Raw genomic sequence first — 14,473 nt, forward strand, 5'->3', positions numbered from 1 at the left:
TAATCCTCCTCTATAAAAACAATATGATTATCGCCAGTCCTGCTAAAACTCCAATATTTTTGTACAGCTTTTCGTTCTTTTTACTCTCTTCTTCTGCATTACTAAGTTGTCTTTTTAAAAGCTCAATGGCTAAATCAAAATTTTTTTCTTGATTGTATATGTCAGAATTGCCAAGTCCATACCCAAAAGACCTCAAAATTTCTACATCTTCTTTTTTAAGATAGTCATTGTTCCACTCATTTAAAGCTATCTCCCAAGCTTCTCCTGCAGTATAACCCTCATTTTGCGATAATATCATTCCTGTCTTAGAAAAGATAAATTTTACAGTTTTATCTGAGGAGCGAGAAATTGTCATGAGTATTTCTCCTAAAGGATCTTTTGAATATGTGATTTCTATTTTAAAAAGATTTAATGAAGATATCATGCTTTTAAGTATCCAATGCCTCATTTTATATTTCAAAGCAAACAAATACCCCAAACTACTGGTAGAAAAAATAACTAAAACTATTCCAAGTAATTTCATTTTTCAGTCCTTCCTCTCCTATAGGGCCCTTTAAACAAAGTATTAAAATTATCATCTAATATTTTTTCTACTGTACCTGCCCCTAAACGATTGCTTAAAATTACATAACGTTCAAAATATCTTAAAGAAATAACGTCTTTTAAAACAGGTTTTTTCATAAGGTCTTCAATGTCATTTGCATGAACTGTAGTTATAATCTTAACACCAGTATTCAGCACTTCATGAATCGCTTCTATATCCTCTTTTTTACCTATCTCATCTGTCACTACTACTTCTGGAGACATAGACCTTATAAGCATTATCATGCCATAAGCCTTAGGGCATCCATCTAACACATCAGTCCTAATTCCCACATCCATTTGAGGTATACCATTGTAACAGCCGGCAATTTCTGACCTCTCATCTACTATGCCTACTTTTTTACCTTTAAATCCCAAAAAATCTATTCCATTACTTATCCATCTTGTAATGTCTCTTAAGAGAGTTGTTTTGCCACATTGAGGAGGTGAGATTATTAAAATGTTATATATGTCTTTAGAAGGAGTAGTTAAATATTTTAATATTCCCTCTGCCACTCCTATTATCTCTTTTGATATTCGATAATTGTATCCAGAAATATTCTTTAAAGTCTTTATATAACCATTTTCTAATACACATTTTCCAACTATACCTACTCTGTAACCACCTTTTAAAGTAATATATCCATTTCTTATTTCTTCTTCAAAAGCATAAAGAGAAGATTTAGATATTAATTGAAAGGCTTTTTCACAATCTTCAGAAGTAACAATATAGGCCAAAGAAGGTGAAAGAGAAATATTCCCTTCTTTTGACACAAACTTTTCTTCATTTTTTAAATAAACTGTGAGAGGTCTATTTACTCTAAGGCGTATTTCTTCTACTTCTTGTAACAGGTCATCAGGAATTTTTATAATTACCTCTCTTACTGACGGAGGAAGAGCATAAAGTACTTCCTCAAAATTTTTTCTTGTGTTCATATACCTGTCCCTCCCCTTGTAAAATTATATTTATAAGGCTAAATATTTATGAATAAAAAAATGCCCACTAACTTCTAGTTGGGCCATTTACTTTTTATGTATTTTTAATTACCATTAATAAGTTTTAAAAGTACCTGAAAATAAGCTTTTTGGGTTACTTTACTCAATTAGACTTATCTTTTTTTATTAAAATACTTGCTACTAATGCAGTTAAAGGCACCGAAATAATAAGCCCACTACTTTCTGCTAAAGAACGAATAATTTCATTAGCTACTATGTCCAAATTAATTATCTCATTTAGAGAACTTTGATACATTACAAATAAGAAAAACAAGGCTATTGCACTTCCTGCATATGCCAGAATTAATGTGTTTACCATTGTGCCTATTATATCTCTTCCAATATTCATACCTGCTGAAAATAATTCCTTTACCGTTAAGTTTTTATTGACTTGACTAAGCTCATCTACTGCAGAAGCTATAGAAATACTTACATCCATAATTGCACCTAAAGCTCCCAAAACGATTCCTGGAAATAACAAATTTTTAAAGTCAATTTGCTGTGGTATATTCATCATCAATTCTGCTATCTCATCACTACTAAAACCAGTTAATCCCATCTTATTTTCTATAAAATAAGCTATAAAACCTGCTAATAATACTCCTCCAATTGTTCCTATAACAGCAGAAATACTTTTATTATTAATTCCTGCTATAGTAAACATAGAAAAAAGAATAATTATTGTGGAAAGAACTATAGTCACAAATATAGCATTATATCCAAGCAAAATAGCAGGTAAAAGAATTTTTATAACTACAAATATAGTAAAAATTAATGTGAAAATTGCCTTTACTCCTTTTGCTCTACCTACTAAAATTAGTAATATTAAGAAAAATACAGTTAAATATAAAATATAATTTTCACGAATATAATCTAGAATAAACACATCTATATGTCCGTTTTGCTCCCGTATATAAACAGAAACTTTATCCCCCTTCTTTAGAACTATATCATATGCGTAATTTCCTACCGTCTCGTTTTTTATTGTAAAGATTTTTCCTTTGTATTTACCACTTATTACTTTAAGAGTTACTATTTGATAAGTAGGAGAAACTCCTTCTAAAGGACCGGCTTTTAGTACAATTGCTGTATCTGTTTCTTGCATTGCATGAACAGTTATAGGAAAGAATAATAATACCAATAAAATAAATAAAAAATTTTTGTACAAGAATCGATTTAAATAAGTCATTTAACGATACCTCACTATAAATCAGCTCTTAAGACCGCCTATTTTAACCAGTCTATCGGATTAACCGGTTTGCTCATGTTTTCCAACTTATCACACAAATTTACCATAAAGATATCACATAATTATCACAAATATATTACGAATCCACTTGTTTTCAAAGCCCTTACTAAAAAAGTCATTAAATCATTTTTGAAATTTTAATAGCATTCATAATAAATCACCAAATTTCAAACATATGTTCAATTTAAATATATATCCTTTATTGACATATGTCAATAACTATTTAGATACATCTTTCTCCATTTATCCCACAACATTTCATCTATTTCATCCACTAATGCCGGATCAAACTGTGTACCTTTATTAGAAATAATTTCTTCTCTTATCTCTTGCCAATCCAGAGGGCTTCTATAAGGTCTCTTGGAAGCCATGGCATCTATACTGTCACATATAGCTATTATTCTTGCTCCCAAAGGTATAGTTAAACCTTTTAATCCATCAGGATATCCCTTACCATCCCAGCGTTCATGATGATAAAGAACTATTTTAGCAATTTCTCTAAGTCTACTGGATCTGCTAAGAATATTATAACCTATTATAGGATGAGTTTTTATAATCTCAAATTCATGATTCAATAACTTACCTTTTTTATTTAATATTTGATCTGAAATGCCAATCTTACCTATGTCATGCAAGTGAGCAGCAATATGGATTTTTTCAAGTTCTTTACCTCTAAGTCCTATTTTTTGTGCTAAATCTTCTGTCATATCAGCAACTCTTGTAGAATGCCCTTTTGTGTAGACATCTCTTGCTTCTAATGCTGCTATCAAACATTCAACAATATCATGATAAAATTTATTTGTTTTTCCAAACATCATTTTTCCTCCTTGGTTAAATTCTAAAAGAAGCAATCCCCTCACAAATTGGGATTGCTTCTTGAGAGTGTATACTCCATATTTTTTACAGGACAGTTGCTGCAAGAATTCTTGCAATTAGAACAATGTGTACATAACTTCAAGCTGAGTTGTTTTTTTAACTCTTTATAGATTACAAAGCCAGATAAAACACCAATTAAACTTAAAACAGTTATTTCTAACATACAAATCTATCCTTTCAAAATCAATTAAACCCTAAAAGTTTTCCTCCTTGATACACAATCACAGCCATAAGCCATCCCAACACAAGAGTATATCCAACTGCAAAAAATGTCCATTTCCACGAATTTGTTTCTCTTTTAATAGCTCCAATTGTTGCAACACAAGGAATATAAATCAAGGTCATTACCATAAAGGCATACGCAGAAAGTGGAGTAAAGTTTTGGCGGATTGCCTCTGTTAGTGCAGCACCTTCAGCTCCATATACAACTCCAAAAGTTCCAACAACTACTTCTTTTGCCAAAATGCCAAATATAAGGGCTGCTGCCGCTTCCCACTTTCCAAAACCAGCTGGCTTTAAAATTGGTGCAATCAAAGACCCTATTTGGCCTATTAAGCTGTTTTCACTGGCATATTCCACTCCAATAGGTAAATTCGAAAGTACCCATATAAATATTACAACACTCACAATTATCGTACCTGCTTTTTTAACAAACTCACTTCCTCTTTCCCACATGTGGATAAACAGCCCTTTTAAAGTAGGAATTCTGTAAGGAGGCAACTCCATAACAAAAGGGGAAATTTTCCCTTTAAAAAGGTATTTTTTTAACAATTTTGCTACTATTATTGCAAGAACAATTCCCAATAAATATATTGAAAAGACTACCAATCCTTGATTTGCATGGAAAAACGCCCCAGCAAATAACACATAAACAGGAAGCCTAGCAGTACAGGACATTAACGGATTTATCAAAATAGTTGTAAGCCTATCTTCTTTGTTTTCTAATGTCCTTGTAGCCATTATACCTGGCACATTACACCCAAAACCTATAATCATAGGAATAAAAGACTTTCCATGTAAACCAAGTGCATTCATTAACCTGTCCATCACATAAGCTGCACGAGCCATATATCCACTGTCTTCTAAAATAGATATGGCAAAAAACAATAGAAATATTGGAGGTATAAATACAAGAACTGAACCTATACCGCCTATAAGCCCGTCAGTTATAAAAGAAGCAACCATCTCTGGTGTTCCAATATTTGCTAACTCAGTATTTATAACTTTCCCCAACCACTCAAAAAATATCTCTATCCAACCTACCAAAGGATTTCCAATGGCAAAAGTAAGCTGAAAAACTCCCCACATTACCAGTAGAAAAATGGGTATCCCTAAATATCGATTTGTAACAATTTTATCAATTTTATCGGAAATGGTGTACCTGTCTTCTACTGTATAGTGTTTTTTTACGCATTCTTTTATAATACCAGATATAAAACCGTATCTTTTGTCAGCTATAATAATTTCAGTATCTTCTCCCAATACCTCTTCTAAATACTTGCTGCTCTCTTCTAATTGAAACAAAATATCTTTATAATTTTCCACCTCTTTTATGATGTTTTCATCTTTCTCTAATAGTTTTACAGCCAGCCAGCGTGCCAAAAATCTTTTTGTTAAATTTTCTTCTTTCTCAATCAATTTTTTTAACTTATCAATTTCTTCTTCTATCTCTTTCCCATAGTCAATCTTATAAACTTCTTTTCCTTTGCTTTCATAAACTTTTAAAACAGCCTGTAAAAGCTCTTTTGTCCCTACATTCTTTGTCGCAACAGTAGGCATAACGGGTACTTTTAAAAGTTTTGATAGTTTCTCTATATCTATTTGAATGCCTCTAGCTTTTGCCTCGTCATACATGTTTAACGCTATTATCACATTAGCATTCATTTCTAAAAGCTGCATCGTCAAATATAAATTTCTCTCTAAATTAGTAGCATCAACTACATTTACCACCACATCTGGCCTATCGTAAATGATAAAATTGCGAGCTACAACCTCATCTTCTGTATAAGCTCCTAAACTATAGATACCAGGAAGGTCTACAACATTGATATCTACACCTTCAAATTTTAATTTCCCTTCCTTCTTCTCTACTGTAACCCCTGGCCAATTCCCTACATGTTGCCTTGAGCCAGTCAAATCGTTGAATAAAGTTGTCTTACCTGAATTAGGATTTCCAGCTAAAGCTATTACAATCTCCTTTCTTACCTGCGATGTAGACACCTCTCCCATCCTTATCCTCCTTCTTTTTTATATTTCTTTTATATTTCTTCCACCATAATTTTTTGAGCCATTCCAAAGCCTAAAACCATTCTGCTTTCATCTAATGCTATAATAAGAGGCCCTATGTCTTTTTTTATTACTCGTATAACAGCTCCTCTACTTAGCCCCAGTTCCGTAAGCCTTCTTCTGATGCCTTCTCCTCCAACAACATTTACAATAACAGCATTCTTTCCTACTGGAAGCATGGCTAATGGCACTATTACTCCTTTTTTCCCTATCAATCTACATCACCTCTACTTCTATCAAAGTTGCTTCACTCTTTCTAAGGCTTAAATGATAGCCCAACACGGTAACTTCTATTGGATCTCCTAAAGGTGCAACTCCTTCTATTCTCAATTCAGTTCCTAGAATGACTCCCATGTCTGTAAGCCTTCTCCTTAAATCTCCTTTAGCCACAATTTTAACAACTTTTGCTTTGGTGCCTATTGGCAACTTGTCTAATGTAGTCCTACTTTGAGGCTCCACTTTTCTTCCTCCTTTCGTATGATTTATTTGTTTTAATTAATAAACTACTTGGATCAGGATTTTTCCATAAACAATTATGTATTTTTGAAATAAATTGAAAATAAATTACAAATGATATTGATAATATTTCTCATTATCTATATGAAAGCTTATCATACATTTTACTTTAAGTCAATATAAAAAGGCACTAAATCGTGCCTTAGTTTGTTGACAAAGTTAAAAAAATATTCAAAGGAGATATTTTGCATCGTCGCTCCGATGTTCCAAAGCGACAAAACTAAAGCTCGACCTTCGCGCTCCGGCAGGGTACCGGGCACAATCGGCCTCCTTGCCTTAAGGTGCCCGCCTTCGCCATCCATGGCTTCGGCCCTGCCTCCACCCTCGGTCTTGCTAAGTTTTGTTACCGCTTTGTCACAAGTCGCTTCTTATGCAAAATATCTCCTTTACGAAAGTTTGTCTACAGTCTGAGGCACTAAATCGTGCCTTAGTTTGTCAACAAACTTGTAGATAGAAGCATTCTTTTATCTATTTTCCCACCAGATCAATACTCTATACCCTCTTGAGCTTCAACCCCATTCTGATAGTGGTGTCTTACCTCTTTCACATCACTTATCATATCAGCCTTTTCTAAAATCCTGTCATGCGCATAACGGCCAGTTAAAACAAGTGTAACCCATGAAGGTTTTATCTCTATTAAATCTAATGCATCTTCTTCTTTTATCAATCCATAGTCTACAGCAACATTTATTTCATCCAGTATCACCAAATCGTATTCTCCACTAGAAATAACTCTCTTTGCAAGCTCTAACCCTTCATTTGCAAGCTTTAAATCCTCCGGAAGAGGTTCATTTTTTTTCACAAAAGCATCTCTTCCTTTTTGAACAATTTCAAAATTTGGAAGATATTTTGAGGCTTTTATCTCCCCGTAATTTTGACTTCCTTTCATGAACTGAATCATATAAACTTTTTGTCCATGTCCAATCGCCCTTAAAGCAAGCCCCAAAGCAGCCGTAGTCTTCCCTTTTCCGTAACCAGTATATACCATAACAAGCCCTTTTCTATCCTTCACCTTTCTCCCCTTCTTTTCTTTTACTCACCAGGTAATTATAAAGCTGTGTCAAAGTAACCTCTGCATAGCGCAAATATTTTCTGCTCCTTCCTTTTACAAAAGACATTAGCCTAGAAGAAAGCCTTCTGCCATATCTCTTTTCGGTGTTCCACAGTAATCCTACTCCCAAACCGTAAGTAATAATTTTCCTAAGAGGTCTCCTGATCACACTCCTATAGCCTGGGCCAAATGTACCAAAAACAAAACCGACTCTTCTTCTCTTCCCCTTCCCCTCCATTTTCCTTCCTCCTAAAAAGTTTTTATCTTTTTTAAAAGTATGGAAAGTATGAGAGTTATTCCACTACACAGCAATTAGGACACTCACAAATAAATATTGCAACAGATTTATATTCACATATTTTATTAGATAGTAAAAAAGCTCGAGGAATTTCTTCAATAAAAAATTTCCTCGGCTTTTTTACTTTTTATTTATGGATGTTTACAAAATGTTTGCAAATTTGGATTAAAAGTTAAATAAAATGGTGTGTTGTTATAAACCCAAGTCCCATACCTATTAAACCACTAATTAGTGGACATTTTTAAATTAATCTTCATCATCATCTACAATTTTCAAATTTTTTACTTTTAGGGTTTCATTGCAATGAGGACATACCAACTCAGCATCTTCATCTTCTAGAAGCTCTTCTTCCACACTCATCAACATATGGCAATTAGGACATTCTACCTCTACATACTCTTCATAATCCTCGTCTTCATCCTCATATTCCTCATCATCGTCATAATCATAGTCATAGTCGTCATCCTCATCCTCATAGTCCTCATCACCATATATGTGGTTTTCAATTTCAGAAAGGTCTTCATCTATTTCTCCCACATAATCATCTAATTCGGAATGGGAAGCTTCCAGCTCATTTATAGCATCTGCAAAATCCTCTAGAGTATCTAAAATTGCTAAAATTATTTTACCTTCTTTTGTGCTGTCATCTATCCCTAAGCCGTCTGCTAACCCTCTTAAGTAGGAAACCCTTTCATTTAAGTATTCCATATTCCACATACCTCCTTTACAAAATAGTATTTGACAAATTGCTGCGTTTATACCCTCTCTAAATATTCTCCGGTTCGAGTGTCAATTTTTATTTTGTCTCCAACGTTTATAAACAATGGGACTTGTATGACAGCACCAGTTTCTACAGTTGCCGGTTTAGAGCCACCCGTTGCAGTATCTCCTCTAAATCCAGGCTCCGTTTCTACAACTTCCAGCTCAACAAAAGTAGGGGGCTCAACAGAAAAGGCTTCGCCTTTATAGAACTTTACTGTAACAATCATATTTTCCTTTATGTATTTAATTGCGTCCTCAACTTTATCATAATTTAAAGGAATTTGCTCATAAGTTTCTGTGTCCATAAAATAATAAAGTTCTCCATCATTATACAAATACTGCATCTCTCTTCTTTCTATAACTGCTTCTTCAAACTTTTCTGTTGGGCTGAAAGTTTTCTCTATTACAGCCCCTGTCATAACATTTTTAAGTTTTGTCCTCACGAAAGCTGCACCTTTTCCTGGTTTAACATGCATAAAATCCACAACTGTAAAAACTTGTCCGTCAACCTCAATAGTTACTCCTTTTCTGAAATCACCAGCTGCTATCAAAAAAATCCCTCCATCGCTTTAGTTTAATTCAATTAAATATTTCGGTGATTTAGTTAAATTTATAACACCATCTTGTTTTAATAATACCATATCTTCAATTCTTACGCCACCAAAATCGGGAATATATATACCTGGTTCTACGGTAACAATTGCCCCTTCTTTTAAAATTTCTTCTTTTTTGGAGGATAAGCTAGGAGCTTCATGAACTTCAAGCCCTACTCCATGTCCTAAAGAGTGACTAAAATACTGTCCATAACCTTTTTCTTCAATAACAGACCTTGCTAACAAATCGGCCTCTTTTGACATAAGTCCTGCTTTTAAATTATTTATCGCTCTTTGCTGTGCTTCTAAAACTATATTATATATCTCTTTTTGCTTCTCATTAGCTTTCCCCATCACTATTGTTCTTGTCATGTCAGAACAATAGCCACCTACTTTACATCCAAAATCTATTGTGACAAAATCACCTTTTTCTATCACTTTTTCAGAAGCTTTTCCATGAGGAAGAGAAGACCTTTTTCCAGAAGCTACAATCGTATCAAAAGATAGGTCTTCAGCTCCTTGTTTCTTCATAAAGTACTCTAATTCTAAAGCTACTTCTTTTTCTGTCATTCCTACATTAATGAAATTTAACACATGCTCAAAAGCCTTGTCAGTAATATTTTGTGCTTTTTTTATGTTTTCTATTTCTTCTTCATCTTTTACCACTCTCAAAGTCTCTACCAAATTAGCCTGTGGTATTAGCTCAATCTCTAAAAACTCTTTTAATTCCTTATACTGTCCATAAGAAATATTTTCTTCAAAAGCTAGTTTCTTTATCTCCAATGTTTTAATATATTCTTTTAAAACTTCTTTTATGCCAGTTTTGTGCTCGACAACTTCAAAATCTTTAACTTCTTTTTGAGCTTGCTCAGTATATCTTCCATCTGTAATAAAAATAGCTTTATCGTGGGTCACAAGAGCTACGCTGTCATCTCCAGTAAATCCAGTAATATATGTAACATTGACAAATTTGTAAATAACAAATGCTTCTATATCTTTTTCTTTCATCAATTCTCTCAAATTTTGTAATCTTTTATTCATGATTTTACCCCCCAATTGAATTTTCTAAAAGCTTAACTGCATTGAGGGCAAGGACATAACTATAAGGTCCAAACCCCGTTATCACACCTTTACACTTAGATGCAGTAACAGAGGTCTTCCTGTAATCCTCCCTTCCAAAAATATTTGAAATATGAACTTCTATTACTGGAACTGACACAGCTGCAATAGCATCCATAATAGCTAAACTGTAATGAGTGTAAGCTGCAGGATTTATAATTATAGCATCGAAATTGTTTTCTGCAGAATGAATAAAATTAATTATTTCTCCTTCACTATTAGATTGTTGAATCTTGACAGCTATATCTAATTTTGCAGCCTCTCTTTTTATCAGATTATTTATTTCTTCGTAATTTATATCTCCATATACCTCTTTTTCTCTTTTACCTGTCAGATTTACATTAGGGCCATGAATTATCAAAACTCTTTTCATAATCTCACCTCACTTTACTATAATACACCTTATTTCCTTATTTGTCCACTACCTAAAATTACATATTTATAGGTGGTAAGCTCCTCAAGTCCCATTGGCCCTCTTGCATGCATTTTTTGTGTACTTATTCCTATCTCTGCACCAAAACCAAATTCTCCACCATCTGTAAAGCGAGTAGAAGCATTTACATACACAGCAGCTGAATCTACAGATTTTAAAAACATCATGGCATTTTCATAATTTTCTGTAATAATGCTTTCAGAATGGCCACTCGAATACTTCGAAATATGATCTAAGGCTTCTTCTATGTCATTTACAACTTTTACAGCCAGTATAAGGTCTAAATATTCCGTTTCCCAATCCTTATCTGTAGCCTCTTTAACTTGAGGACATATTTCTTTTGTAATCTGACACCCTCTTATTTCTACTCCAAAAGAGGTTAATTCTTCTACCATTAAAGGCAAAAATTCCCTTGCAATAGATTTGTGAACCAAAACTGTCTCTACTGCATTACATACCCCTGGTCTTTGAACTTTTGCATTCACAATGATGTCTTTTGCCATATTAAACTTGGCAGTCTCATCTACAAAAATATGGCAATTGCCTACTCCTGTCTCTATTACAGGCACTGTAGAATTTTCAATGACATTTTTTATAAGACTTGCTCCCCCTCGAGGAATAATGAGGTCAATTAGACCATTTAACTTCATCATACGGTTTACTTCTTCTCTATCAGTATTTTCTATAAGCTGTATTGCCCCTTCAGGAATCCCAACCTCATAAGCAGCCTTGGCAAGAATAGAAGAAATTTCAATGTTAGAATTGATTGCATCACTTCCTCCCCTTAAAATCACCGCATTTCCCGATTTCAAACAAAGACCTGCCGCATCAGCTGTCACATTCGGGCGAGATTCATAAATTATACCTATTACTCCTATTGGCACTCTCATTTTGCCAATTTGAAGTCCATTTGGCCTCTTCCACATCTTTTCTATACTTCCTACAGGGTCAGGAAGAGCAGAAATCTCTCTTAATCCTTTTGCCATAGCTTCGATTCTTTTTTCATCAAGTTTTAGTCTATCTATAAGAGAAGCTTTTATATTTCTTTTTTCAGCCTCTAAAACATCCTTTTTATTAGCTTCGAGTATTTTCCCTATATCTTTTATTAAAGCATCTGCCATATGATTCAAAGCTAAATTTTTTGTATTTTCATCCAACACAGCCATTCTTCTGGCCGCAGCTTTTGCCTGTTTTGCCTTTACTTCAACTTCCATACTTCTCACCTCTTTCAAGTATTACGAGATTATCCCTATGAATCACTTCATCATAATACTTATAACCTAGTATTTTTTCTATATTATGAGTTTTACAACCTTTTATCTTTTCAACTTCTTCTGAAGAATAATTAATAAGTCCTCTGGCAATCTCTTTTTCTTGATGGTCAACTACTGCAACACAGTCTCCTACATCATAATCCCCTTCAGTTTTAAAAACTCCACTTGGTAATAGGCTTTTCCCATGCTTTATAATAGCTTTCGCTGCCCCTTCATCAATAAAAAGTCTTCCGCTCACTTTCGCATTAAAAGCAATCCAAACTTTCCTGCTACTTATTGGCTTTTTCATAGGCAAAAATGTAGTGCCAATTTTTTCGCCATTTGCTATCCGATTTAATACATTGTCAATTTTCCCATTAGCTATAATCATCTTAACTCCTGAATTCCAACATATCTTTGCTGCCTGAATTTTTGTATACATTCCCCCAGTTCCTCTTTTTGTCCCAGCATTACCAGCAATTTTAAACAATTCATCCGAAAATTCTTCTACGACTTCTATAATTTTTACATCTTTATAAATTCGAGGGTCTTTATCATAAAGCCCATCAATGTCAGTCAAAATTATCAAAAGGTCAGCCTCAACCAAACTAGCAAGCAGCGCCGCTAAAGTGTCATTGTCCCCAATTTTAATTTCATCAACAGCTACTGTATCATTTTCATTTATTATTGGCACAACACCCCATTTTAGTAGGTTTGACAAGGCATAACTGACATTTAAATATCTTTTTCTGTCGCTAAAATCTTCCTTAGTCAAAAGAACTTGCGCGGTAATTTTGCCATATTCATTAAAAAACTTTTCATAAATTTCAGTTAAAAGCCCTTGTCCTATAGCTGCTAAGGATTGTTTTTCTGGGATAGTTTTAGGTTTTTCCTTTAAATTTAATTTCCCCATCCCTGCTCCAATTGCTCCAGAGGTCACCAATACTATTTCTTCACCTCTGTTTGATAAATTAGCAATTTGCCTCACTAATTTTTCCATTATTTCTAAGTTCAATTTACCATTTTCATATGTCAAAGTGCTTGTACCAACTTTTACCACAATCCTCATACTTCCGACATCCTTTTTGCAACATTAAGATATATCTCTTTTAGTTTCAAAGCATCCTCTGCCATAGTTCCTCTCGATTCACATATGACAATAGGTTCCATCTTTCTTTCATAGAAAAGCTGTGCCAAAGGTTCAAATTCTGGTCCGTATTGAGTGTCATTTAACGTCCAATGCTTTTTTTCTCCCTGCTCTGTGTATTCAATTCTGCTAAAATGGACGTGTATCTTTTTCGCCTTTTCTTTCCCAAGATACCTTTCAATAATATCCAAAACCTCTTCATAATCTTCTATAGACTTAAACCTTCCATTATCTCTCGCATGTAAATGAGCAAAGTCTATGGTTGGAATAATCCTTTCATCCACATCGCAAAGTTCTATCACTTCTTCTAAAGTACCTAATTGATTTTTCTTTCCCATTGTCTCTGGACATATGGTTATATCAGTAAGCTCTTTATCTTCCATTTCTTTTAAAATTTCCTTTAAAAGTTTTTTTGCTCTATCTAAAGCCTCTTTTCTCCCCCCTTCTGTTGCAGAACCAGGATGAAAAGTTACCCTTTTAGCCCCCATCCATTTTCCTGCAATTAAACTATCTATTAAGTATCTTTTAGAATTTTCCATTTTGGTTTTATCAGTAGTAGCTAAGTTTATATAATAAGGAGCATGAACAGTAATAGTGATGTTAAACTTTTCTGCTCTTTCTTTAAGCTCTTTAGCCATTTTTTCGCTAATTTTTACTCCTCTTGAAAAAGAATATTCATACGCATCAAGCCCCATGTTATAAAGCCATTCAGGCATCTCTAGAGAAGACTTATGCCCTTCTTTGTAAAAACTGTCAGAATTCCCAGAAGGTCCAAATTTTATCGTCAATCCCCTCATCCTTTCTTAAGTCTAATGTAAGCCTTTATGACTTCCTCTGCTACTTCATCTATTGTCATATCGGACACATCAATAATGCAGTCGGCAAACCTATAAAAAGGCTCTCTTTCTCTTAGAAGCTGTCTTATTTTTTCTTCTGGATTATTCACCATAAGAAGAGGCCTGTCTTTATTCTTTCCTATATTCCTCAATATAATTTCTGGCCTGGCTACAAAGCAAATTACTACACCATTTTTTCTTAATTGTACAATATTTGAAGGGTTTAATACAACTCCCCCTCCTGTAGCTATGACAAAATTTTTTAATCGGGCTGCTTTTTTAACTGCTGCTTTTTCCAATCTCCTAAAATAGTCTTCTCCATATTTTTCAAAAATCTCTGAAACAGTCATATTCGCCATTTTTTCAATCATTTTATCCGTATCTATAAAACCGAAGGACATAGTGGTAGCTACTTTTTTGCCAACAGTAGTTTTTCCGGTAGCCATAAAACCAGTTAAAACGATGTTTTTCATGAA

The 14,473-nt window shown here is 33.8% G+C and carries 18 protein-coding genes; all 18 read right to left on the reverse strand.

The window, feature by feature from the left end:
• Window positions 1–10 precede the first annotated feature (10 nt).
• Window positions 11–523 (reverse strand): stage III sporulation protein SpoIIIAB, encoded by a 513-nt coding sequence (spoIIIAB, locus tag BUB32_RS04355; RefSeq protein WP_072967760.1) that lies wholly within the window; start codon window positions 521–523, stop codon window positions 11–13.
• Window positions 520–1,518, reverse strand: a complete 999-nt coding sequence (gene spoIIIAA, locus BUB32_RS04360) for a stage III sporulation protein AA (RefSeq protein WP_072967762.1) — start codon at window positions 1,516–1,518, stop codon at window positions 520–522. The genes spoIIIAB and spoIIIAA overlap by 4 nt, the downstream gene beginning before the upstream one ends.
• Before the next feature lie 163 nt (window positions 1,519–1,681).
• Window positions 1,682–2,767: a YibE/F family protein gene (locus BUB32_RS04365; RefSeq protein ID WP_072967764.1), complete on the reverse strand. Its 1,086-nt coding sequence runs from the start codon at window positions 2,765–2,767 to the stop codon at window positions 1,682–1,684.
• Between the two features lie 272 nt (window positions 2,768–3,039).
• On the reverse strand, window positions 3,040–3,642 hold the full coding sequence (locus BUB32_RS04370) for an HD-GYP domain-containing protein (RefSeq protein WP_072967766.1): 603 nt from the start codon (window positions 3,640–3,642) through the stop codon (window positions 3,040–3,042).
• Window positions 3,643–3,886: 244 nt separating this feature from the next.
• Window positions 3,887–5,932, reverse strand: coding sequence for a ferrous iron transport protein B (gene feoB / locus BUB32_RS04380; protein ID WP_072967771.1), 2,046 nt, complete (start codon window positions 5,930–5,932; stop codon window positions 3,887–3,889).
• A gap of 29 nt (window positions 5,933–5,961) precedes the next feature.
• On the reverse strand, window positions 5,962–6,204 hold the full coding sequence (locus BUB32_RS04385; protein WP_072967773.1) for a FeoA family protein: 243 nt from the start codon (window positions 6,202–6,204) through the stop codon (window positions 5,962–5,964).
• A gap of 1 nt (window position 6,205) precedes the next feature.
• Window positions 6,206–6,448, reverse strand: a complete 243-nt coding sequence (locus tag BUB32_RS04390) for a FeoA family protein (RefSeq protein WP_072967775.1) — start codon at window positions 6,446–6,448, stop codon at window positions 6,206–6,208.
• A 161-nt stretch (window positions 6,449–6,609) separates the two neighbouring features.
• Window positions 6,610–6,807: a hypothetical protein gene (locus tag BUB32_RS04395; protein WP_072967778.1), complete on the reverse strand. Its 198-nt coding sequence runs from the start codon at window positions 6,805–6,807 to the stop codon at window positions 6,610–6,612.
• A gap of 182 nt (window positions 6,808–6,989) precedes the next feature.
• The gene (cobO, locus tag BUB32_RS04400) at window positions 6,990–7,517 is read right to left on the reverse strand and encodes a cob(I)yrinic acid a,c-diamide adenosyltransferase (RefSeq protein ID WP_072967783.1); all 528 of its coding nucleotides are present in this window, start codon (window positions 7,515–7,517) and stop codon (window positions 6,990–6,992) included.
• On the reverse strand, window positions 7,507–7,794 hold the full coding sequence (locus BUB32_RS04405; RefSeq protein ID WP_072967785.1) for a hypothetical protein: 288 nt from the start codon (window positions 7,792–7,794) through the stop codon (window positions 7,507–7,509). The genes cobO and BUB32_RS04405 overlap by 11 nt, the downstream gene beginning before the upstream one ends.
• 306 nt (window positions 7,795–8,100) lie before the next feature.
• Window positions 8,101–8,562 (reverse strand): CD1247 N-terminal domain-containing protein, encoded by a 462-nt coding sequence (locus BUB32_RS04410; RefSeq protein WP_003868440.1) that lies wholly within the window; start codon window positions 8,560–8,562, stop codon window positions 8,101–8,103.
• A gap of 47 nt (window positions 8,563–8,609) precedes the next feature.
• On the reverse strand, window positions 8,610–9,167 hold the full coding sequence (gene efp / locus BUB32_RS04415) for an elongation factor P (RefSeq protein ID WP_042832943.1): 558 nt from the start codon (window positions 9,165–9,167) through the stop codon (window positions 8,610–8,612).
• 18 nt (window positions 9,168–9,185) lie between these two features.
• Entirely contained in the window at window positions 9,186–10,250 is a 1,065-nt protein-coding gene (locus BUB32_RS04420) for a M24 family metallopeptidase (protein ID WP_072967788.1), read from the reverse strand.
• 4 nt (window positions 10,251–10,254) lie between these two features.
• Window positions 10,255–10,701 (reverse strand): type II 3-dehydroquinate dehydratase, encoded by a 447-nt coding sequence (aroQ, locus tag BUB32_RS04425; RefSeq protein WP_072967790.1) that lies wholly within the window; start codon window positions 10,699–10,701, stop codon window positions 10,255–10,257.
• 29 nt (window positions 10,702–10,730) lie between these two features.
• Window positions 10,731–11,975, reverse strand: a complete 1,245-nt coding sequence (locus BUB32_RS04430) for a glutamate-5-semialdehyde dehydrogenase (RefSeq protein ID WP_072967793.1) — start codon at window positions 11,973–11,975, stop codon at window positions 10,731–10,733.
• Window positions 11,965–13,083 (reverse strand): glutamate 5-kinase, encoded by a 1,119-nt coding sequence (proB, locus tag BUB32_RS04435; RefSeq protein WP_072967795.1) that lies wholly within the window; start codon window positions 13,081–13,083, stop codon window positions 11,965–11,967. The genes BUB32_RS04430 and proB overlap by 11 nt, the downstream gene beginning before the upstream one ends.
• Window positions 13,080–13,958, reverse strand: coding sequence for a TIM barrel protein (locus BUB32_RS04440; protein WP_072967797.1), 879 nt, complete (start codon window positions 13,956–13,958; stop codon window positions 13,080–13,082). The genes proB and BUB32_RS04440 overlap by 4 nt, the downstream gene beginning before the upstream one ends.
• Window positions 13,955–14,470, reverse strand: coding sequence for a shikimate kinase (locus BUB32_RS04445; protein ID WP_072967800.1), 516 nt, complete (start codon window positions 14,468–14,470; stop codon window positions 13,955–13,957). The genes BUB32_RS04440 and BUB32_RS04445 overlap by 4 nt, the downstream gene beginning before the upstream one ends.
• Window positions 14,471–14,473: the final 3 nt, after the last annotated feature.

Source organism: Thermoanaerobacter uzonensis DSM 18761 (assembly GCF_900129115.1).
GTDB classification, from domain to species: domain Bacteria; phylum Bacillota; class Thermoanaerobacteria; order Thermoanaerobacterales; family Thermoanaerobacteraceae; genus Thermoanaerobacter; species Thermoanaerobacter uzonensis.